The sequence below is a fragment of the Streptomyces sp. BK208 genome, from assembly GCF_004364245.1.
Lineage (GTDB): Bacteria > Actinomycetota > Actinomycetes > Streptomycetales > Streptomycetaceae > Streptomyces.
In genome coordinates this window covers 387,155-407,968 of sequence record NZ_SOAV01000004.1, presented here as the reverse complement: position 1 = coordinate 407,968, position 20,814 = coordinate 387,155, and the positions used below count along the sequence as shown (strand labels likewise).

General features: G+C 72.9%; 23 protein-coding genes. 9 read left to right on the top strand and 14 right to left on the bottom strand.

All coding sequences use genetic code 11. The features are described from left to right. The first annotated feature begins 75 nt into the window (after positions 1-75). Complete coding sequence (locus EV562_RS12865; RefSeq protein WP_133886911.1) at positions 76-534, top strand: RpiB/LacA/LacB family sugar-phosphate isomerase; 459 nt, start codon at positions 76-78, stop codon at positions 532-534. Between the two features lie 16 nt (positions 535-550). Here EV562_RS12865 and rocD read toward each other — a convergent pair whose 3' ends face one another. From rocD to EV562_RS12850, 3 genes are all read right to left on the bottom strand, one after another. Next, positions 551-1,774 (bottom strand): ornithine--oxo-acid transaminase, encoded by a 1,224-nt coding sequence (rocD, locus tag EV562_RS12860; protein ID WP_133886910.1) that lies wholly within the window; start codon positions 1,772-1,774, stop codon positions 551-553. Continuing rightward, on the bottom strand, positions 1,771-2,628 hold the full coding sequence (ddaH, locus tag EV562_RS12855) for a dimethylargininase (RefSeq protein WP_133886909.1): 858 nt from the start codon (positions 2,626-2,628) through the stop codon (positions 1,771-1,773). The genes rocD and ddaH overlap by 4 nt, the downstream gene beginning before the upstream one ends. A gap of 125 nt (positions 2,629-2,753) precedes the next feature. Next, positions 2,754-3,257: an Lrp/AsnC family transcriptional regulator gene (locus EV562_RS12850; RefSeq protein ID WP_133886908.1), complete on the bottom strand. Its 504-nt coding sequence runs from the start codon at positions 3,255-3,257 to the stop codon at positions 2,754-2,756. A 77-nt stretch (positions 3,258-3,334) separates the two neighbouring features. On the opposite strand from EV562_RS12850, the gene EV562_RS12845 reads away from it, so the two are divergent. The 5 genes from EV562_RS12845 to EV562_RS12830 are packed head-to-tail and all read left to right on the top strand — an operon-like array spanning position 3,335 to position 7,699. Further along, the gene (locus tag EV562_RS12845; RefSeq protein ID WP_133886907.1) at positions 3,335-4,096 is read left to right on the top strand and encodes a LytTR family DNA-binding domain-containing protein; all 762 of its coding nucleotides are present in this window, start codon (positions 3,335-3,337) and stop codon (positions 4,094-4,096) included. 3 nt (positions 4,097-4,099) lie between these two features. Continuing rightward, positions 4,100-4,495 carry a hypothetical protein gene (locus EV562_RS12840; protein WP_133886906.1) on the top strand — a complete coding sequence of 132 codons (396 nt, stop codon included), beginning with the start codon at positions 4,100-4,102 and terminating at the stop codon, positions 4,493-4,495. After that, positions 4,492-4,620, top strand: coding sequence for a hypothetical protein (locus EV562_RS35880; RefSeq protein WP_279588484.1), 129 nt, complete (start codon positions 4,492-4,494; stop codon positions 4,618-4,620). The genes EV562_RS12840 and EV562_RS35880 overlap by 4 nt, the downstream gene beginning before the upstream one ends. Then, positions 4,617-6,485, top strand: coding sequence for a cation acetate symporter (locus tag EV562_RS12835; RefSeq protein WP_243860042.1), 1,869 nt, complete (start codon positions 4,617-4,619; stop codon positions 6,483-6,485). Before EV562_RS35880 ends, EV562_RS12835 begins: the two co-directional genes overlap by 4 nt. After that, entirely contained in the window at positions 6,482-7,699 is a 1,218-nt protein-coding gene (locus EV562_RS12830) for a histidine kinase (RefSeq protein ID WP_133886905.1), read from the top strand. Before EV562_RS12835 ends, EV562_RS12830 begins: the two co-directional genes overlap by 4 nt. Before the next feature lie 22 nt (positions 7,700-7,721). On the opposite strand, the gene EV562_RS12825 is transcribed toward EV562_RS12830, so the two are convergent. The 5 genes from EV562_RS12825 to EV562_RS12805 all read right to left on the bottom strand — a co-directional run bounded on the left by EV562_RS12825 (position 7,722) and on the right by EV562_RS12805 (position 12,416). Next, a complete protein-coding gene (locus EV562_RS12825; RefSeq protein ID WP_166661743.1) occupies positions 7,722-7,892 on the bottom strand; it encodes a hypothetical protein in 171 nt (56 codons plus the stop codon). Between the two features lie 91 nt (positions 7,893-7,983). Beyond that, on the bottom strand, positions 7,984-8,934 hold the full coding sequence (locus EV562_RS12820) for a cytochrome c oxidase assembly protein (protein WP_133886903.1): 951 nt from the start codon (positions 8,932-8,934) through the stop codon (positions 7,984-7,986). A gap of 219 nt (positions 8,935-9,153) precedes the next feature. Next, entirely contained in the window at positions 9,154-10,179 is a 1,026-nt protein-coding gene (locus tag EV562_RS12815; RefSeq protein ID WP_133886902.1) for a 6-phosphofructokinase, read from the bottom strand. 246 nt (positions 10,180-10,425) lie between these two features. Further along, entirely contained in the window at positions 10,426-11,154 is a 729-nt protein-coding gene (locus tag EV562_RS12810) for a glutamine amidotransferase (RefSeq protein ID WP_133886901.1), read from the bottom strand. A 23-nt stretch (positions 11,155-11,177) separates the two neighbouring features. Then, positions 11,178-12,416, bottom strand: a complete 1,239-nt coding sequence (locus EV562_RS12805) for a MurT ligase domain-containing protein (protein WP_133886900.1) — start codon at positions 12,414-12,416, stop codon at positions 11,178-11,180. A gap of 179 nt (positions 12,417-12,595) precedes the next feature. Between EV562_RS12805 and def the strand changes: the two genes are divergently transcribed. After that, positions 12,596-13,135 (top strand): peptide deformylase, encoded by a 540-nt coding sequence (gene def / locus EV562_RS12800; RefSeq protein ID WP_133886899.1) that lies wholly within the window; start codon positions 12,596-12,598, stop codon positions 13,133-13,135. A 44-nt stretch (positions 13,136-13,179) separates the two neighbouring features. On the opposite strand, the gene EV562_RS12795 is transcribed toward def, so the two are convergent. After that, positions 13,180-13,836 carry a TetR family transcriptional regulator gene (locus tag EV562_RS12795; protein ID WP_133886898.1) on the bottom strand — a complete coding sequence of 219 codons (657 nt, stop codon included), beginning with the start codon at positions 13,834-13,836 and terminating at the stop codon, positions 13,180-13,182. Positions 13,837-14,007: 171 nt separating this feature from the next. On the opposite strand from EV562_RS12795, the gene EV562_RS12790 reads away from it, so the two are divergent. Continuing rightward, a complete protein-coding gene (locus EV562_RS12790; RefSeq protein WP_133886897.1) occupies positions 14,008-15,234 on the top strand; it encodes an acyl-CoA dehydrogenase family protein in 1,227 nt (408 codons plus the stop codon). A gap of 73 nt (positions 15,235-15,307) precedes the next feature. Here EV562_RS12790 and EV562_RS12785 read toward each other — a convergent pair whose 3' ends face one another. From EV562_RS12785 to EV562_RS12765, 5 genes are all read right to left on the bottom strand, one after another. After that, on the bottom strand, positions 15,308-15,544 hold the full coding sequence (locus tag EV562_RS12785) for a DUF6213 family protein (RefSeq protein WP_003977626.1): 237 nt from the start codon (positions 15,542-15,544) through the stop codon (positions 15,308-15,310). A 25-nt stretch (positions 15,545-15,569) separates the two neighbouring features. Further along, positions 15,570-16,955: an NADP-dependent succinic semialdehyde dehydrogenase gene (locus tag EV562_RS12780; RefSeq protein ID WP_133886896.1), complete on the bottom strand. Its 1,386-nt coding sequence runs from the start codon at positions 16,953-16,955 to the stop codon at positions 15,570-15,572. Positions 16,956-17,050: 95 nt separating this feature from the next. Further along, the gene (locus tag EV562_RS12775) at positions 17,051-17,512 is read right to left on the bottom strand and encodes an NUDIX domain-containing protein (protein WP_133886895.1); all 462 of its coding nucleotides are present in this window, start codon (positions 17,510-17,512) and stop codon (positions 17,051-17,053) included. Beyond that, on the bottom strand, positions 17,509-19,047 hold the full coding sequence (locus EV562_RS12770; RefSeq protein WP_133886894.1) for an ATP-dependent DNA ligase: 1,539 nt from the start codon (positions 19,045-19,047) through the stop codon (positions 17,509-17,511). The genes EV562_RS12775 and EV562_RS12770 overlap by 4 nt, the downstream gene beginning before the upstream one ends. A 90-nt stretch (positions 19,048-19,137) precedes the next feature. Then, positions 19,138-20,103, bottom strand: coding sequence for an NAD(P)/FAD-dependent oxidoreductase (locus EV562_RS12765; RefSeq protein WP_133886893.1), 966 nt, complete (start codon positions 20,101-20,103; stop codon positions 19,138-19,140). A 78-nt stretch (positions 20,104-20,181) separates the two neighbouring features. Here EV562_RS12765 and EV562_RS12760 point away from each other — a divergent pair, with 78 nt between their 5' ends. After that, the gene (locus EV562_RS12760) at positions 20,182-20,754 is read left to right on the top strand and encodes an XRE family transcriptional regulator (RefSeq protein WP_133886892.1); all 573 of its coding nucleotides are present in this window, start codon (positions 20,182-20,184) and stop codon (positions 20,752-20,754) included. The last annotated feature ends 60 nt before the right edge of the window (positions 20,755-20,814 follow it).

Here is a 20,814-nt window from a genome sequence, read left to right as displayed (position 1 = left end):
CATGCTGGGTATGGTCGTGACTTCGGTCATGTGACTGGGCCGATGAGGTGAGCGGACGGTGAGTACGCTGCGCACATGCGCATCTCCGTCTCCTCCGACATGGACGAACCCGTGGCCCGGCTCCTCGTCGAGGAGCTGCGCGGACGCGGACACGACGTACGGACGTACGGAGCGCTGAGCCCGGGAGCGGACCCCCGGTGGGCGACGTGCTCCGAGCGGGCGGCGCGCGAGGTCGCCGAGGGGCGGGCCGACCAGGCCGTGGTGTGCTGCTGGACCGGCACCGGCGCGTCCATCGCCGCCAACAAGGTCCCGGGCGTCCGCGCGGCCCTGTGCACCGACGCGTACACCGCGGACGGGGCGCGTCGCTGGAACGACGCCAACGTGCTCGCGCTCGGCCTGCGGCTGACGTCCGGGCCGCTGCTGCGGGAGATCCTCGACGCCTGGTTCGCGGCCGGGCCCGGCGAGGACGCCGAGGACCGCGACAACGTCGCCCACGTGGAGCGGCTCGACGAAGGACGCCGAGCCGCTCGGTGACCGCCCGCGGGCGTGGTCAGGACGTCAGGACCTTCTCCAGCGTCCCGAGGGCGCCCGACAGCTCCCCGGCCGTGACGGTCAGCGGCGGGGCGAGGCGGATCGTGGAGCCGTGGGTGTCCTTGACGAGGATGCCCTCACGCATCAGCCGCTCACCGATCTCGCGCCCGGTGCCCAGGGCCGGGTCCACGTCCACGCCCGCCCACAGGCCGCGTGCCCGGAAACCGACGACGCCCTTGCCGACCAGGGCGGCGAGGCCCTCGCGCAGCACCGTGCCCAGCTCGGCCGCGCGGCGCTGGAACTCGCCCGTCTCCAGCAGCTCCACCACCGCCGTGCCCACCGCGGCGGCCAGCGGATTGCCGCCGAACGTCGAACCGTGCTCGCCCGGATGCAGCACGCCCAGCACCTCGCGGCGGCCGACCACCGCCGACACCGGGACGATGCCGCCGCCGAGCGCCTTGCCGAGCAGCACCACGTCCGGCACCACCGACTCGTGCTCGACGGCCAGGGTGTGCCCCGTGCGGCCCAGGCCGGACTGGATCTCGTCCGCGACGAACAGGCAGCCCTTGCGCCGGGTCAGCTCCCGCACGCCCGCCAGGTAGCCGTCGTCCGGGATCAGCACCCCGGCCTCGCCCTGGATCGGCTCGATCAGCACGGCGGCCGTCGTCTCGTCGACCGCCGCCTCCATCGCCGCCAGGTCGTTGTAGGGGACGATCCGGAAGCCGGGGGTGAAGGGCCCGAATCCGGAGCGGGCCGTCTCGTCGGTGGAGAAGCCGACGATCGTCGTCGTACGGCCGTGGAAGTTGTCCGCGGCGACCACGATCGTCGCCCGGCCGGCCGGGACGCCCTTGACGTCGTAGGCCCACTTGCGGGCGACCTTGATGCCGCTCTCCACCGCCTCCGCGCCGGTGTTCATCGGCAGCACCATGTCCGTGCCGGTCAGCGCGGCCAGCCGCTCGGCGAAGCCCGCGAGCCGGTCGTTGTGGAAGGCGCGCGAGGTGAGCGTCAGCCGGTCCAGCTGGCGGTGCGCGGCCTCGATCAGCGCCGGGTGGCGGTGCCCGAAGTTGAGCGCCGAGTAGCCGGCCAGCATGTCCAGGTAGCGGCGGCCCTCCACGTCCTCCACCCAGGCGCCCTCGGCGCGGGCCACCACGACGGGCAGCGGGTGGTAGTTGTGCGCGAGGACGGGCTCCTCGGCGCGGATCAGCTCCGCGGAACCGCGGGCGGCGCGGGCGGGTGCGGTCATGAGCGGGTCTCCCGGATCTCCTGGGTGCAGCACTTGATGCCGCCACCGGCCTTGTGGAACTCGGACAGGTCGACGGGGACCGGCACGTAGCCGAGACCCGAGAGCCGCTCGGCCAGCCCCCGGGCCTCCGGAGCGATGAACACGTGCCGTCCGTCGGACACGGAGTTGAGCCCGAACGCCAGCGCGTCCTCGCGGGTGGCGAGCACCGCGTCCGGGTAGAGCCGCTCCAGCACCTCGCGACTGCCGGGGGAGAAGGCGCCCGGGTAGTAGGCGATGTTCCCGCCGCCCGACCCGGCTCCGCCGTCCCCCTCCGTACCGTCGTCGAGCACGAACAACGCCGTGTCCAGGTGGTAGAAGTACGGGTCCACCAAGGTCAGCGAGATCACCGGCACGCCGAAGAACTCCTGCACCTCGCGGTGCGCGTCCCGGGTCGTACGGAACCCGGTGCCGGCCAGGATGAAACGCCCGGCCGGGACCAGGTCGCCCTCGCCCTCGCAGACCGACTCGGGATGGTGGACCTCGAAGCCCTCCGTCTTGAACCACGCCTCGAAGGGCACCGACTCGGGACGCCGCTCCGGCGCGTGGAAGCGGGAACCGAAGACCCGGCCGCCGACCACGACCGCGCAGTTCGCGGCGAAGACCATGTCGGGCAGGCCGGGGACCGGGGCGACGACGTCCACGGTGTGTCCGTGGGCACGGTAGGTGTCGACCAGCGCCTGCCACTGGTCGAGTGCGCGGATGACGTCGACGGGTCGGGCGGTGCTCATCCACGGGTTGATCGCGTACTGCACGGCGAAGTGTCTGGGTTCGCAGACGACGAAGCGTCGCCGGCGCGGCACACGGGACTCGGTCACAGAGGGGTACCTCCGCTTTTCACGGTGCGTGACGGGGTGTTGACACCACGGTAGGAAGCGGCGCCCGAGCCCGACAAGCGACGAAGGCTGCGTGTTCCCGCAGGATCGCTGCGTCGTTCCCCCGTTCAGCGCACTTCTGCTGCGCCGTCCGGGGCGAGCAGGGCCGCTCCCGCCTCCGGACTGTCCGGGATCAGATGGGACAGCACCATCACACTGATCGTCTTCCGGATGAACGGCTCCGCCCGGATGCGCTCCAGGACCTCCTCGAAGTGCTCCACGTCCCGCGCCCGCACGTGCAGCAGCGCGTCCGCGCCACCGGTCACCGTCATCGCCGCCGTGATCTCCGGGTAGCCCCGCACGACCTCCGCGAGCCGCCGGGGCGGCGCCGCCCCCTCGCAGTACACCTCCACGTACGCCTCCGTGCGCCACCCCAGCGCGGAGGGCCGCACCGTCGCCGTGAACCCGGTGATCACGTCCGTCTCGCGGAGCCGGTCCACCCGGCGCTTGACCGCCGTCGAGGAGAGACCGATCTCCGCGCCGATCTCGGCGAAGGACGTCCTGGCGTTCTCCATCAGCGCGGTGACGATCTTCCGGTCGAGTTCGTCGAAGGAAGCGGGCCTGCTGTTCATGCGGGCACTGTATCCAGCGGATACGGCCACGTCGCGGGCGTGTGCAGGCGCTCGGATCGCCCCTACACTCCACGTTCATGCTGCGCGCCCTGGCTGTCGACGACGAACGCCCCTCGCTCGAGGAACTCGTGTACCTGCTGAACGCCGACCCCCGCATCGGCACCGCGGAGGGAGCGAGCGACGCGACCGAGGCGCTGCGCCGCATCAACCGGGCCCTGGAGTCGGGCCCGGACGGGCCGGACGCCATCGACGTCGTCTTCCTCGACATCCAGACGCCCGGCCTCGACGGACTGGACCTCGCCCGGCTGCTGACCGGGTTCGCCCGGCCGCCGCTGGTCGTGTTCGTCACCGCGCACGAGGACTTCGCCGTCCAGGCCTTCGACCTCAAGGCCGTCGACTACGTGCTCAAACCGGTGCGCAGGGAGCGGCTGGCGGAAGCCGTGCGGCGGGCCGTCGAACGGCGCGGCACCGCCGCCGTGCCCGCCCCGCGCATACCCGTGCACGAGCCCGACCCCGACCACGTCACCGTGGAACTGGGCGGCGTCACCCGCTTCGTCCCCGTCGACGACATCACCCACGTCGAGGCCCAGGGCGACTACGCCCGCCTGCACACCGACCGGGGCAGCCACCTCGTCCGCATCCCCCTGTCCACCCTGGAGGAGCGCTGGCGCGCCCGCGGCTTCGTCCGCATCCACCGCCGCCACCTCGTCGCCCTGCGTCACATCGGCGAGCTGCGCCTGGACGCCGGCACCGTCAGCGTCCTGGTCGGCACGGAGGAACTCCAGGTCAGCCGGCGCCACGCCCGCGAGCTGCGGGACCTGCTCATGCGGAGGCCGTGAGCCGTGCCCCAGGACCCCGCCGAACGCCGCGTCACCGTCACCGGCCCGCCCCGGCGCACCGCCCCGCCCGCCCGGCTCCGCTCGCGCGGGCGGCACCCCCAGGCCTCCGGCCACTACCGCCCGCGCACCGAGATCGACGAACAGACCACCCTCGGCCACACCTACGTCCGCTCCCTGATGCGCAGCCAGCTGCGCGCCGGTCTCACCGCCCTCGCGGTCCTCGGCCTCCTCGTCGGCCCGCTCCCGCTGCTGTTCGCGGCGCTGCCCGACGCCCGCCACCTGGAGTGGGCCGTCCTCGGGTTCGGCCTGTACGCCCCGCTGGTCCTCCTCGCCCGCTGGTACGTGCGCCGCGCCGAGCGCAACGAACGCGACTTCGTACGGCTCGTCGAGGACCGATGACCCCGCCGGACGAGAACGCGGCCGAGGCCGTGCACGAGTGGGACGAGGCCGAGGCCGTGCACGAGTGGGACGAGGCCGAGGGTCTGCACGAGAAGAACGAGGACGCGGCCGGGAAGGCGCCATGAACTCCAGCTACGCCATACCCGCCGTCGCCCTGGTCGTCGTCGCCACCGTCCTCGTCGGCGCCTTCGGCCTGCGCATCTCCCGCACCACCTCCGACTTCTACGTCGCCTCCCGCACCGTCGGCCCCCGCCTCAACGCCGCCGCCATCAGCGGCGAGTACCTCTCCGCCGCGTCCTTCCTCGGCATCGCGGGGCTGGTCCTGGTCCAGGGCCCCGACATGCTCTGGTACCCGGTCGGCTACACCGCCGGATACCTCGTCCTGCTCCTCTTCGTCGCCGCCCCGCTGCGCCGCTCGGGCGCCTACACGCTGCCCGACTTCGCCGAGGCCCGGCTCGCCTCCCCAGGGGTCCGGCGGCTCGCGGGGGCCTTCGTCGTCGGGGTCGGCTGGCTGTACCTGCTGCCCCAGCTCCAGGGCGCCGGGCTGACCCTGACGGTGCTCAGCGGTGCGCCCGACCGGCTGGGCGGGGTGATCGTCGCCGTCGTCGTGACCGCCATCGTCGCGGCCGGCGGCATGCGCAGCATCACCTTCGTCCAGGCCTTCCAGTTCTGGCTCAAACTCACGGCCCTCCTCGTCCCCGCCCTCTTCCTGGTGCTGGCCTGGCAGGGCGACGGCGCCCCCGGACGCCCCTTCGAGGAACCCGCCACCTTCCGCGAGCAGCGCTCGGTCCGGGTCGACGACGCCCTCACCCTCAAGCTCGACGAGCCGCTGACGGTCACCGTCGACGGCACCGTGGACGGCCGCGCCCGCGACGGCGCCCGTGTCGCGCTGCCCGCCGGCACACACCGCATCGAGGCCGGCACCCGCCTCACCTTCGCCGCGGACACCCCCGTACCCGCCGCCGGGCGCGGCGCCGACGACGCCCTGTCGCCCTCCCGGGCCGAAAGCCGCACGGAACGCCCGCTGTACGCCACGTACGGCCTGATCCTGGCCACCTTCCTGGGCACCATGGGCCTGCCGCACGTCGTGGTCCGCTTCTACACCAGTCCGCACGGCGTCGCCGCCCGCCGCACCACCGTCGCCGTGCTCGGCCTGATCGGCGCCTTCTACCTGCTGCCGCCCCTCTACGGCGCCCTCGGCCGCCTGTACGCGCCCGAGCTGACCCTCACCGGGGACGCCGACGCCGCCGTCCTGCTGCTGCCCGACCGGGTGATCGGGGGAGTGGGCGGCGACCTGCTCGGCGCGCTGGTCGCGGGCGGCGCCTTCGCGGCCTTCCTGTCCACCGCGTCGGGCCTCACCATGGCCGTCGCGGGCGTGCTCACCCAGGACGTGCTGCCGTCCCGCGCGGTGCCGCACTTCCGGCTCGGCACCCTGCTCGCCATGGCCGTGCCGCTGGCGGCGAGCGCGCTGGTGGGCGGACTGCCGGTCGCCGACGCCGTCGGCCTCGCCTTCGCCGTGTCCGCCTCCTCCTTCTGCCCGCTGCTCGTCCTCGGCATCTGGTGGCGGCGGCTCACCCCGCCCGGCGCCGCGGCCGGGATGCTGGTGGGCGGCGGCTCCGCCCTGCTCGCCGTCGCGGCCACCATGGGCGGCTTCCCCGGCGGCGGAGGCGCGCGGCACGCGCTGCTGGCCTGGCCCGCCCTGTGGTCGGTGCCGCTGGGCTTCCTCACCATGGTGCTGGTCTCCCTGGCCACCCCGGGCCGCGTACCGCCCGGAACGGCGGCGATCCTGGCCCGCTTCCACCTGCCGGAGGAACTGCGTGCGGAGGAGTTGCGTGCGGAGGAACCGCGCACGGAGGATCCACGCACGGGCGACGGGCGTACGGATGACGGGCGTACGGACCGCGGGCCCACCGTCGGCGCGCACACTGACGGCAGGCGTACGGACGACGTGCGGGTGACGGACGGCCCGCGCAAGGAGACGACGCGGTGAGCGGCTCCGCCGGCGGTTTCCTGGCGGGCCTCGCCGTCGCCCTGCTCCCCCTGCTGGCCGCCGGCTTCTGGCTGGGGCGGCGCACGGCCCGCCCGCAGCACCTCGGCGGCCTGGGCACCCCCGTGGAGCACGCCACCTTCCAGACCCTGCACACCGCCTCGCTGGCCGCTCCGCCGCTGCGTGCGGGCCTGACCGAGGAGACCGCGGGCAAGTCGGCCCGCAAGCTGCGCTCGCTGCTGGGAACGGACGCGCTGTGCCTGACCGACCTCGAAGAGGTGCTGGTCTGGGACGGCCTCGGTACCCACCATCGCGCCGAGATCATGGAACGGCTCTCGGGGCCGCTGGAGAGCGGACGCGGCGAAGCCTTCCGGCTCACCTGCGACACCCCGGACTGCACGGTGCGCTGGGCCGTCGTCGCCCCGCTCACCGTCGACGACCGGGTGCACGGCGCCCTCGTCGCCTGCGCGCCCCGCGAGTCCGCCGTCCTGGTCCGCGCGGCCGGGGAAGTGGCCCGCTGGGTCTCCGTCCAGCTGGAGCTGGCCGACCTCGACAGGTCCCGCACCCGCCTCATCGAGGCCGAGATCAAGGCGCTGCGCGCGCAGATCTCCCCGCACTTCATCTTCAACTCGCTCGCGGTGATCGCGTCCTTCGTGCGCACCGACCCCGAGCGTGCCCGTGAGCTGCTCCTGGAGTTCGCCGACTTCACCCGCTACTCGTTCCGCAGGCACGGCGACTTCACCACGCTCGCCGACGAGCTGCACGCCATCGACCACTACCTGGCGCTGGTGCGGGCCCGCTTCGGCGACCGCCTCGCCGTCACCCTCCAGATCGCCCCCGAGGTACTGCCGGTCGCGCTGCCCTTCCTCTGCCTCCAGCCCCTCGTGGAGAACGCCGTCAAACACGGCCTGGAGGGCAAGGCCGACCGCTGCCGCATCCAGATCACCGCCCAGGACACGGGCGCCGAGGCACTGGTCGTCATCGAGGACGACGGCGCCGGCATGGACCCGGACCTGCTGCGCCGCATCTTGGCGCGCGAGGTCAGCCCGTCGGGCGGCATCGGACTGTCCAACGTCGACGACCGCCTCCGCCAGGTCTACGGAGACGACCACGGCCTCGTCATCGAGACGGCCGTCGGCGCGGGCATGAAGATCACGGTCCGGCTGCCGAAGTACCAGCCGGGCGTGCACTCGGCGGGCCGGATCGGCCGCGAGTGAGCCGGGGCGCCCCGCGAGGGGCTCAGGCGCTGCGCGTGGCCACCAGCCCCACAGTGATCAGACCGAGCACGACCCAGCCGAACCACAGCCAGCCGTTGCTTCCGAGCGCCACCGTGTAGGCCGTCACCGCGACGAGCCCGCCGATGGTGAGCGCTCCCATCGTCTTCGTCGAACTGTCCGTGGAACCGGGCATCGCAACACCCTCCTCGTGGTCCGCTCCTCCTATGGTGCCCCGGTTCCGGCTCCGAAGGGGTGCGGACGACGAGATGCGTGCCGTCGCGGGGTCAGCCGCCCCGGGTGTTCAGCGAGGCCAGGTAGGCGTTGTACGCCGCGAGCTCCTTGTCGCCGTCGCGGTCGGCGGCCCGGTCGCTGCGCCGGGCCTGGCGCTCCTCCGAGGCGTACCACTGGAACAGCAGGGCGAGCAGCACGAGCACCGACGGGACCTCGCTGAAGGCCCAGGCGATGCCGCCGGCCGCGTTCTGGTCGGAGAGCGCGTCGATACCGAGTGAGGCGGGCGGGTTCTCGAACGTGCCGACCATCGGCGAGGAGGCCATCATCAGCGCGATGCCGAAGAACGCGTGGAACGGCATGCCCGCGAACAGCTCCAGCATCCGCATCAGGTAGCCCGGCCGGTGCGGTCCCGGGTCCACGCCCATGATCGGCCAGAAGAACACCACACCGACGGCGAGGAAGTGCACCATCATCCCGATGTGCCCGGCCTGGGAGCCCATCAGGGTGTCGAAGAGCGGGGTGAAGTACAGCGCGTACAGGCTCGCGATGAACAGCGGGATGGTGAACGCCGGATGGGTGATGATCCGCATGTACCGGCTGTGCAGCAGCATCAGCAGCAGTTCACGGGGCCCCTTGCGGCCACGGCCCGCCGGGGGCAGCGCGCGCAGCGCCAGCGTGATCGGGGCGCCCAGCAGCAGCAGGATCGGCGACACCATGCTGATCACCATGTGCTGGACCATGTGCACGCTGAACATGACCATGCCGTAGTCGTTCAGCTTGGTGCACATCATCAGGGCGACGCTCAGCACGCCGGCGACGAAGGCCACGGTGCGCCCGACCGGCCACTTGTCACCGCGCCGCACCAGGCGGGCGACACCCCAGCCGTAGAGCGCCAGCCCCACGAGGCAGGCGATCAGGAAGAACGGGTCCGCCGACCAGGCGAGCCCTCGCCCCAGCGTGAACGGCGGCAGATCCATCGTCATGCCGTGCCCGCTGTGATCCATCCGCCGGCTCCTGTTTCGTGGGGGTTGAGCGCGGTTGCACGCCGCTTGTCCGAAGCAAGCGTAGAACCGCCCCCGGCAGCATTCTCAACCGGGGGCGGCACAGCGCCCCGTCAGCGGCGCGGGGCTGTACCGATCTGCGGCGCCGCCGCGTGGGCGCGACGAACCGCAAACGGCCCGCAGGCCGCGCATCACCTCAAGGCCCGAGCTCCGACCGGCAGGTCAGAGAACACACTCCGCCTCCGCGTACCGCGCGTCCGGCACCGTCTTCAACGACTCCACCGCCTCGGCCAGCGGCACCATCTGGATGTCCGTCCCGCGCAGGGCCGTCATCTTCCCGAACTCCCCGCGGTGCACCGCCTCCACCGCGTGCCACCCGAACCGCGTCGCCAGCACCCGGTCGTACGCCGTCGGCGTGCCGCCGCGCTGGACGTGTCCGAGGATCACCGGCCGGGCCTCCTTGCCGAGCCGCTCCTCCAGCTCGATGGAGAGCTGGCGGGCGATCCCGGCGAAGCGCTCGTGGCCGTAGACGTCCTTGCCGCCCTCGTCGAAGTCCATGGACCCGGCCCTCGGCTTGGCACCCTCCGCGGCCACCACGATCGCGAACCGCTTGCCCGCGGAGAACCGCTCGCCGACCTTCGCCGTCAGCTCGTCGATGTCGAAGGGCCGCTCCGGGACGACGACGGCGTGCGCGCCCGCCGCCATGCCCGAGTGCAGCGCGATCCATCCGGTGTGGCGGCCCATGACCTCGACGATCAGCACCCGCTGGTGGGACTCGGCGGTGGTCTTCAGCCGGTCCAGGGCCTCGGTGGCGACGGTCACTGCGGTGTCGAAGCCGAACGTGACGTCGGTGACCGCTATGTCGTTGTCGATGGTCTTCGGCACGCCGACGATCGGCAGGCCGTTGTCGGACAGCAGCCGGGCCGCCTTCAGCGTGCCCTCGCCGCCGATCGGGATGATCGCGTCCAGGCCGAGTTCCTCGACGTGGCCGCGGGCCCGCTCGACACCGTCCCGCAGGTGCTCGGGACGGACCCGGGACGAGCCGAGGATGGTGCCGCCGCGGGCCAGGATGCCGCCGACCGCGTCGAGGTCGAGCTTGAGGTAGTCGCACTCCAGGAGGCCCTTCCAGCCGTCCCGGAAACCGATGACCTCGTCGCCGTGGTCGACGACGGCACGGTGCACGACGGACCGGATGACGGCGTTCAGGCCGGGGCAATCGCCGCCGGACGTGAGGACACCAATGCGCATAGCCCGAAATACCTTCTCAACGTGGCACGGGTCCGGACCGCGCTGTCCGGCTCGATCCCCGCCACCCTAGCGGCAACGGGGGGCGGGACCGAACCGTGCGTCCGCCTACTGGACGAGCCCGCTCACCTGTGCGGACGCGCCATCAGAAGGGCCGGGGCGGGGAGCGTCACGCAGGTCGCCGCGCGACGGCCGGCGTACGCGGGCTGCCGCGCGGCCGTACCTACGCGGGCTGCCGCGCGGCCGTACCTACGCGGGCTGCTGCGCGGCCGCGATGCGCTCGTTGCGGAGCGCCTCGTACCAGCGGTCGTCCGTCGGCGGCAGCGCGTTCACGTCCAGGGCCAGCTTGAGCAGCAGGTCCGCGATCTGCGGGTTCCGCGCCAGCACCGGGCCGTGCATGTACGTACCGAACACCGTGTCGTTGTACGCGCCCTCGGTGCCGTCCCCCGTGCCGTTGCCGTTGCCGAAGCGGACCTGGGCGAGCGGGCGGGCGGTGGGGCCGAGGTGGGTGACGCCCTGGTGGTTCTCGAAGCCGGTCAGCGGCGGCAGACCGAGCCGCGGGTCGATGTCGCCGAGGACGTCGCCGACGCACCGCGCGCCCTCGCCCCGGGTCGAGACCACGTCGAGCAGGCCGAGGCCGGGCTCGCGCTGTCCGAGGTCGTTGATGAATTCGTGGCCCAGGATCTGGTAGCCGGCGCAGACGGAGAAGACGATGGCGCCGTTCGCCACCGCCCGGTGCAGGCCGCCGTCACGGCGCAGCCGCTCGGCCGCGAGCCGCTGCGGGCGGTCCTCGCCGCCGCCGACCAGGTAGATGTCGCCGGAGGTCGGGATCGGCTGGTCGCTGCGCACGTCGAGCCGCGCCACGTCGAGGCCGCGCTGACGGGCCCGGCGCTCCACGACCAGGGCGTTGCCCTGGTCGCCGTAGGTGCTGAGCAGGTCCGGGTAGATCCAGACGATCCGCAGTTGGTTGTCGCTCACGAGAGTCCCCTGAAGTTACGCGGTCAGTTGCCGACGCGGCGGCGCAGGTCCTGGAAGGCGGTGTAGTTCGCGATGACCTCGATGCGTCCCGGCGGGCACAGCTGCACCGCCTGGTCGAGGTCCTCGCACACCTGGAACTGCTGGTTCGCGACCTCCAGGCGCACCGCGAGGTCCAGCTTCCGGTCGCCGACCACGCAGATCGGATGGCCGGACAGCCGGGTGTAGTCCACGTCCCACAGCCAGGAGGTGTCCGTGCCGTCGGCGCCGCGCGCGTTCACCGAGAGGATCACCGGGGCCGGCGGCGGGTCGATCAGGGAGAAGGTCTCCAGCCAGCCCGCCGGGTTCTTGGCGAGCAGCAGACGCAGGTCACGGCCCTGGAACTGGACCACGTCGTAACGGCCGGCGACCGCCTGCACCTGGTACATGCGCTCCAGGGCGACCTGCGGCGGCACCCCGAAGACGGCGGCGACCGCGGCCGACGAGGCGGCGTTGGCCTTGTTGGCGCGGCCCGGCAGCTGGAGGTGGATCGGCCAGGCGGAACCGTGCGGGTCCAGGACGTGGTCGCCGGACAGCGCCCAGCTCGGCGTCGGGCGGCGGAAGCCGCACTCGCCGCAGAACCAGTCGTCGCCGGGGCGCTGCATCACGCCGCCGCAGGACGGGCAGGACCAGGCGTCGTCCTTCCACATCTGCCCGGCGGCGACCCAGATCACGTTGGGGGAGGAGGAGGCGGCCCACACCACCAGCGGGTCGTCGGCGTTGGCGACGATCACGGCCTTCGAACCGGCCAGACCCTCGCGCCAGTTCTCCGCGAGCATGCGGGTCTCGGCGGCGCGGTCCAGCTGGTCGCGGGAGAGGTTGAGCAGCGCGATGCACTTCGGGTCGGTGGCCTGGGCGACGCCGACGAGGTACTTCTCGTCGACCTCGATGACCCCGTAGCGGGAGTCCGCGCCGCCCGCGAGGGCCGAGGTGATGCCGGCCGGCATGTTGGCACCGAGCGCGTTGGAGACGACCGGTCCGGCCGCCTTGAGCGCCTCGGCGATGAGCCGGGTGGTGGTGGTCTTGCCGTTGGTCGCCGAGACCAGGGTCACGTCCAGGTGCTGGGCGAGCCGGTGGAGGAGGTCGGGGTCGAGTTTCAGCGCGACGCGGCCGCCGATCACCGAACCGCTGCCGCGCCCCGCGGCGCGCGATGCCGCCGCGACCGCCTTGCCCGCGGTCACGGCGATCTTGGCCCGCGGCGTGAGCGGGTCCGAGTTGCCTGCCATCAGTTCTCGATCCTCCTTGCCGTACGCGCCGCGCCTGAAGCCTGTGAAGCCTGACGGCCACGTGGTGTGGACCTCAGCCTATCGAGATCCATTCGCACTCCCGAATCGCGGCACCGGCCACCGGGTTCCGGCGGTGGGCGCGTGCCGCCGGCGGACACTGGGACCTTACTCTGACCGCCATGCGACAAGGCCCCATCCCGGGCGCCCACGGGCGCGTCCGTCCCCTCAGCCTCCTCGGCGACCCCGTCCTGCACGCTCCCGGCGCGGAGGTGACGGACTTCGGCCCGGAACTCGCGGCGCTCGTGGAGGACTTGTTCGCGACCATGTACGCCGCCCACGGCGTCGGCCTGGCCGCGAACCAGATCGGCCGGGCGCTGCGCGTCTTCGTGTTCGACTGCCCGGACGACGAGGAGGAGCGGCACCTCGGGCACGTGGTGAACCCGCGGCTGGTGGAGACCGGCGGGGTGGTGGTGCGCGGTCCCGAGGGCTGTCTGTCCCTGCCGGGTCTGGAGGCGGGGACCGAGCGGCACGACGAGGCGGTCGTGACGGGCCTCACGGTGCGGGGCGAGCCGGTCACCGTGCGCGGCACGGGGTTCTTCGCGCGGTGCCTCCAGCACGAGTGCGATCACCTGGAGGGGCGGGTCTACGCCGATCGCCTGACCGGCCGGCGCCACCGGAAGCTGATGCGCCAGGTGGAGCGGGCGTCCTGGCACCGCTGAGCGGACCCGGCCGGTGAGGCTCCTCGGAGCGGCGGTCCGGGCGGTCAGAAGCCGGGGCCGCCCGCCTTGTCGCCGGCCGCGGCGAGGCGGCCCCACAGCAGGTCGGCCAGGCTGCGGACCAGTTCTTCCCGGGGGCAGGGCCGTTCGCCCAGCCACCAGTCCCCGGCGGCGTGCATCATGCCGACGATCCCGTGCCCCCAGACCCGGGCCAGCTGCTGAGTGCCCGGTCCGACGTCGAGGCGCTCCTCGATGACCTGGGCCAGCTCCTCGCCCATGCGGCGCAGCAGCGGCGCCGAGTGCCTGCCGACGTCGAAGCCCTGTTCCGACTGGTCGCCCGGAGCGCCGGCGCCCTCCGCCGGATGCATCAGGAAGCGGTACACCTGCGGGCGGGCCTCGATGGCCGCCAGATAGGTGTCCAGGGTCGACTCGACGCGCTGCCGGCGCTCCGCCGGGGCGTCCAGGGCGGCCCGCAACGAGGCGAGCAGGGCGTCCGTGTGCCGGACGGCGAGGGCGGCGTAGAGTCCGCCCTTGTCGCCGAAGTGGCGGTACAGGATGGGCTTGGTGATGCCCGCCTCGGCGGCGATGGCGTTCATCGAGGCCTGCGGACCGTCGCGCAGCACCACCCGGTCGGCGGCCTCGAGGAGCTCGCGCCGTCTGCGGTCGGCGGACGTCTGCTGATCGGCCCGCTGCGTGGTGTCCATGTACTTCTCCCCACCCGTGCTGTTTCGGTGACGCCTGCGCAAACTAACACTCACGGGGCGCGGCACATCGAACGGGAGGGCGAGGGGGTCCGGGGAGTTGACTTTTCCTACCCGTCGGTAACACACTCGGGGTTACCGCAAGTAACATGCACGGGCGTCACTGGAGGGGACATGGCCGAGTTCACCATGGAGCTGAGCGACGAACAGAAGGAGGTCCGGGACTGGCTGCACGGCTTCGCGGCCGACGTCATCCGTCCCGCGGCCGCCGAATGGGACGAGCGCGAGGAGACTCCCTGGCCGGTCATCCAGGAGGCCGCCAAGGTCGGCATCTACTCCCTCGACTTCTACGCCCAGCAGTACTTCGACTCCACCGGCCTCGGCATCCCCATGGCGATGGAGGAGCTGTTCTGGGGCGACGCGGGCATCGCCCTGTCGATCGTCGGCACCGGCCTGGCCGCCGTGGGCGTGCTCGCCAACGGCACCGAGGAGCAGATCGGCACCTGGATCCCGCAGATGTACGGCGACGCCAACGACGTGAAGGTCGCCGCCTTCTGCTCCTCCGAGCCCGACGCCGGCTCCGACGTGGCGTCCATGCGCACCCGCGCCGTCTACGACGAGGCCAAGGGCGAGTGGGTGCTCAACGGCACCAAGACCTGGGCGACCAACGGCGGCATCGCCAACGTCCACGTCGTCGTCGCGGTCGTCGACCCGGACCTGGGCTCCAAGGGCCACGCCTCCTTCATCGTGCCGCCGAACACGCCGGGGCTGTCCCAGGGCCAGAAGTTCAAGAAGCACGGCATCCGCGCCTCGCACACCGCCGAGGTCGTCCTCGACGGCGTGCGGGTGCCCGGTTCCTGCCTGCTCGGCGGCAAGGAGAAGCTGGACGCCCGCCTCGCCCGCGCCCGGGAGAAGGCCAGGAAGGGCGGCGAGCGCGTGAAGAACGCGGCGATGGCCACCTTCGAGGCGTCCCGCCCCGCCGTCGGCGCGATGGCGGTGGGCACGGCCCGGGCCGCGTACGAGGTGGCGCTGGAGTACGCCCAGACCCGCGAGCAGTTCGGGCGGCCGATCATCGACAACCAGGGCGTCGCCTTCCAGCTCGCGGACATGCGGACGTCCATCGACGCGGCGCGGCTGCTGGTGTGGCGGGCGTCCTGGATGGCGATCAACGGCAAGCCGTTCACGGCGGCCGAGGGGTCGATGTCCAAGCTGTTCGCGAGCGAGACCGCGAAGAAGGTGACCGCCCAGGCGATCCAGATCCTGGGCGGCAACGGCTACACCCGGGAGTACCCGGTGGAGCGGATGCACCGCGACTCCGCGATCTACACGATCTTCGAGGGTACGAGTGAGATCCAGCGGCTGGTGATCGCGCGGACGCTGGCCGGGATGCCGATCCGCTGAGCGCCGGCCCCGGTCCGTGACGCGGCGCCCGCCCGGCAAGGCGGTGCACCCCTCCCGGGGTGCACCGCCTGTGTCAGGAGGAGGGGCCGCTGCTGTGGGCGATGCAGGCCACGTCGATCCGGTCGGCCAGTTTGGCCAGCTCGATGGTGAGGGCCGCGACGGTGTCCTCGTCCAGACTCTCCTCGCCCGTCTCCACCAGCCGCAGCCACCGCCCGCCCACCGTGCGCAGCAGCTTGCTCACGTCGGACGCGGCGACCTGGAGCGTGCCGCGGTCGTCGACGATCAGAGGCAGGGTCACTTCGCGGTTCACAATGGGGATCGTAGTCGCGGAAGCCTCACGCTCCGTGCCATACGGTGGTGATGTTGCAGAACTCGCGGATACCGTGCCCGGACAGCTCACGCCCGTACCCCGACCGCTTGACCCCGCCGAACGGGAACGCCGGATGGGACGCCGTCATCCCGTTGACGTACACACCGCCGGCCTCCAGGTCCCGCACGAAGCGGTCCACGTCGGCGTCGTCGCGCGTCCACACGTTGGAACTGAGCCCGAAGTCCGTGTCGTTGGCGATCAGCACCGCTTCGTCCAGGTCCGCCGCCCGGTAGAGCGTGGCGACCGGCCCGAAGGCCTCCTCGCGGTGGATGCGCATCTCACGGGTGACGTCCGCCAGCACGGTCGGCGGGTAGTACCAGCCGGGACCGTCCGGGCGTTCACCACCGCACAGCACCGTCGCGCCGCCGCGCACGGCGTCGTCGACCAGCTCCACCAGGTCGTTGACACCCTGCTCGCTGGAGAGCGGGCCGACCTCGGTCTCCTCGTCCATCGGGTCGCCGACCCTCAGCGCCCGCATGCCCTCGGCGAAGCGCTCGGCGAAAGCGTCGTACACGTCCGTGTGCACGATGAACCGCTTGGCGGCGATGCACGACTGCCCCGCGTTCTGCGTGCGCGCGGTCACCGCCACCGCGGCCGCCCGGTCGATGTCGGCGGACGGCATGACGACGAAGGGATCGCTGCCGCCCAGCTCCAGCACCGTCTTCTTGATCATCTCTCCGGCGGTGGAGGCCACCGCGCGGCCGGCCGGCTCGCTGCCGGTGAGGGTGGCGGCCCGCACCCGCTCGTCGCGCAGGAGGTCGTCGACTGCGGCGGATCCGATGAGGAGGGTCTGGAAACAGCCCTCGGGGAAGCCCGCCCGGTGGAACAGGTCCTCCAGGTAGAGGGCGGTCTGCGGCACGTTCGAGGCGTGCTTGAGCAGTCCCACGTTGCCCGCCATCAGCGCGGGCGCGGCGAAGCGGATCACCTGCCAGAGCGGGAAGTTCCACGGCATCACCGCGAGCACCGGACCGAGCGGCCGGTAGCGGACCAGGGCCCGGGAGGCGCCGGAGTCCTTCACGTCGGCCTCCGAGGGCTCCTCGTCGGCCAGCAGCTCCGCCGCGTGGTCGGCGTACCAGCGCATCGTCTTGGCACACTTGACCGCCTCGGCGCGGGCCTGCTTGACCGGCTTGCCCATCTCCGTGGTGATGAGCCTGCCGATCTCCTTCTGGTCGGCCTCCAGGAGGTCGGCGGCCCGGCGCATCAGCCCGGCCCGCTCGTAGAACCCCGTGGTGCGGTACGTGCGGAAGGTGGCCTCCGCGAGCTCGATCCGGCGCTCGATCTCCTCCTCGCCCATGGCCTCGTACGTCCTGAGCGTCTCGCCGTTCGCCGGGTTCACCGTCGCGATGGGCATGGCCGACCTCCCTGGGTGCGTGCGTGCCTCGACCTTGGCGCGCGGCGCGGGGCGCCGCAACGGGGACGGGCCGCGGTGTTGCTCGTGGTGTCTCGTCAGTGCGAGTGCTCCGTCAGACGGTCGAGAAACGCGGCCTGCGCCTTCACGATCACCTCGCGGGCCGCGTCCAGGGCGAACCACGCCACCCGGTCCAGCTCCGGGAACTCCGCGGTCCGCCCCGACCTCGGCGGCCACTCCATGGTGAAGGTGCCGGGCAGGACCGCCGCCGGATCGAGGTCCGCCTCGACGGCCCACACGGTGACGACCTTCCCGCCCGCCTGCCGCACCTCGCCGAGCGGCACGGCCTCGCCCTCGGGCGGGGGCAGCCCCAGCTCCTCCTCGAACTCCCGCCGCGCCGCCTCCCACGCGGGCTCCGCCGGGTCGTACTCGCCCTTGGGGACCGTCCAGGCCCCCGCGTCGCGCCGGGTGTAGAACGGCCCGCCCATGTGGCCGAGAAGCACCTGGAGCTCCCCGCCGGGACCGCGCCGGTGCAGCAGCAGGCCCGCGCTGCGCCTCACGGTGCCACCCCGGGGTGCGCGGCGAGCAGCGTCTCCACGGTGTCCGCGTCCCCGGGGCGCTTGTCCTCGCGGTAGCGGACCACGCGGGCGAAGCGCAGGGTGACGCCGGCCGGGTAGCGGGTGGAACGCTGGAGGCCGTCGTAGGCGATCTCCACGACGAGCTCGGGGCGTACGGTCACGCCCCAGCCGTGCTCCTCGACGGCCAGCTCCTGGAGGCGCTCGGTCTGCCAGGCCAGCAGCGCGTCGGTCATGCCCTTGAAGGTCTTGCCGAGCATCGCGAACGAACCGTCGGCGGTGCGGGCGCCCAGATGGAGGTTGGACAGCCTGCCGGTGCGGCGCCCGTGACCCCACTCGGCGGCCAGCACCACCAGGTCGAGGGTGTGGACGGGTTTCACCTTCAGCCAGGAGGCGCCGCGCCGGCCCGCGCTGTAGGCGGCGTCGAGTCCCTTGACGACGACGCCCTCGTGTCCGCGCTCCAGCGTCCGGGCCAGGAACTCCTCCGCCGCCCCGGTGTCCCCGGCGTCGTGCACCAGCGTGCGCCGTACCCGCAGCGGCTCGGGGACCAGCCGGGCCAGCTCCGCGTGCCGTTCGGTCAGGGGTAGGTCGAGCAGGTCGCGGCCGTCGACGGACAGGACGTCGAAGAAGACCGCGGAGACCGGGAGCGCCCGCGCCGCCGTGGCGACGTCCGTACGGGAACCGATCCGGCCGGCCGTCTCCTGGAAGGAGCGGGGGCGTCCGTCGGCGTCGAGGGAGATCGCCTCGCCGTCCAGGACGAACCGCTCCCCGGGAAGCGCCAGGGCCGCCCCGGTGACCTCGGGGAGCCGGTCGGTGATGTCGTCCAGGGTGCGGGTGTAGACCCGCACGGTGCCGCCGTCCCGGTGCACCTGGACGCGGATGCCGTCCAGCTTCTCCTCCACGGCCGCCGTGCCCAGCTTGCCGACCGCCTCGGCGACCGAGGACGCGCTGTGCGCCAGCATCGGCAGCACCGGCCGGCCGACGGTGAGCCGGAAGGCCGCCAGGGCGCCGGGGCCGTCCGCCAGCAGTGCCTCGGCCACCGTCTGGAGCGAGCCGGCCAGCATCACCGCGCGTCGCACGTCCGCCGGGGGCGCCCCCGTCGCCGCTGCCAGGCCCTCGACGGCGGCCGCGTCCAGGGCGCCCTGGCGCACCTCCCCGGTGAGCAGTCCGATCAGGAAGCGCTGCTCCTCCTCGGTCGCCGCGCCCATCAGCTCGCCGACCTGCCGGGTCCGCTCGGCCTGCGCACCGGCGCCCGAGACCGCGCCCAGCCGGGTCAGGCGAGCGTCCACGTCGCGTACGGTCAGGGTCGGGGCGCCGGCGGGCGGGACCGGGCGGCCCAGCACCTTCCAGCCGACGCCGATCCGGCCCTGCGGGAGCCGTCCCGCCAGGTACGGGATGACGACCGGCACGTCCTCCGCCTCCGCCTCGCGGAACAGCTCCGCGAGCAGGACGGTCTTCCGGGACCGCGCCGACGTGGCGGCGACCTCCCGGGACACCTGGGCCAACCGGGCAAGCAACATGCCAACAGGGTGCACCTCAGTGGCCGGTCGTACACCCCGCGCGTTCCGCGCGAGGCGGCGAACGCCCCCTCCGGGTGCTCGGCCGTGCCCTCACTCCCCGACGGCCGCGTCCAGGTCCGACATGATCAGGTCGCCGACGATCGCCGTCGCCGCCCGGTAGCCGCCGCTCGCCGCGTGGACGACCTGCTCGGCGAAGCCCATCGCGTTGCCGGCCGTCCACACGCCCGGCACGCTCGTGCGGCCCGTCGGATCGACCACGGGGTAGGCGCCGAACGGGGTCTCCTGCAGCTCCGCCCCCAGCCGCTCCATCAGACCGGTCTGCGGAAGCGCCTTCGGGGCGACGAACAGCACCGTGCGCTCGTGCACCGTGCCGTCCGCCAGCCGGACCCCGGTGAGCCGGTCGTCCTCGACCCGCAGCCCGGCGACCTCGCCCGGCACCACCTTGACCCCGGCCGCGGCGAGCCGGCGCAGGTCGTCGTCGGACAGCTCGCGCTCGGCGACCGTGTGCAGGAAGAGCGTCACGTCGTCCGACCAGCCGGACACCATCAGGGCCTGGTGCACGCTGAGCGGGCTGGTGGCCAGGACGCCGAAGCGTTCGTCCCGCACCTCCCAGCCGTGGCAGAACGGGCAGTGCAGCACGTCCCGGCCGTACCGTTCGGCGACCCCCGGCACGGGCGGCAGCTCGTCCCTCAGCCCGGTGGTGACGATCAGCCTCCGGGAGCGCACCGTGGCCCCGCCCGCCAGTTCCACCGCGAAGTCCGCGCCGCGCGCGACGTCCACGGCGCGGTCGCGGACCAGCTCCACCCCGTAACGGGCGATCTCCTCCCGGCCGAGGGCAAGGAACTCGGCGGGGGACATGCCGTCCCGGGTCAGGTACCCCTGCATGTGGGCCGAGGGCGCGTTGCGCGGTTCACCGGCGTCGACGACCAGGGTGCGCAGCCGCGAGCGGCCCAGGAGGAGCGCTGCGGAGAGTCCGGCCGCGCCGCCGCCGACGACGATCACGTCGTACCGGCCGGTCGGGTCGCTGCTCTCGGTCGTGGTGCTGTGCTGGGTCATGGTGACCACCTCCACGACAGAAGGTCGCTCCTGGACCCCGGAATTGACAAACAGAGTTGCCGATTCTGCAATATCCCCATGACCGCAGACGATGTCCTCGCCGGTGTCGGACCCCGGCTCCGCCAGCTCCGCAAGGAGCGGGAGGTGACCCTGGCGGCCCTCTCCGGGGCCACGGGTATCTCGGTGAGCACCCTGTCGCGGCTGGAGTCGGGGCTGCGGAAACCGAGCCTCGAACTCCTGCTGCCGATCGCCCAGGCGCACCAGGTGCCGCTGGACGAGCTGGTCGGCGCTCCGCCGGTCCGCGACCCCCGGGTGCACGCCGAGCCGATCACGCGTCACGGCCGCACCCACTGGCCGCTCACCCGCCAGGCGGGCGGACTCCAGGCGTTCAAGGTGCTGATACCCCGAAGCGAGGAGGAGCCGGACCCGCGTACCCACGAGGGGTACGAGTGGCTGTACGTCCTCTCCGGCAGGCTGCGGCTCGTGCTCGGCCGGCACGACGTGGTGCTGGCGCCGGGGGAGGCCGCCGAGTTCGACACCCGGGTGCCGCACTGGTTCGGGTCGGCGGGGGAGGGGCCGGTCGAGTTCCTCAGCCTCTTCGGCCCGCAGGGGGAGCGGATGCACGTGCGGGCGCGGCCCAAGCGGTCCTGACGGCCGTGACGCACGACTGCCGTGGAAGCTGTTCCCTGAACGGCAAGCGACCGCTTAGTA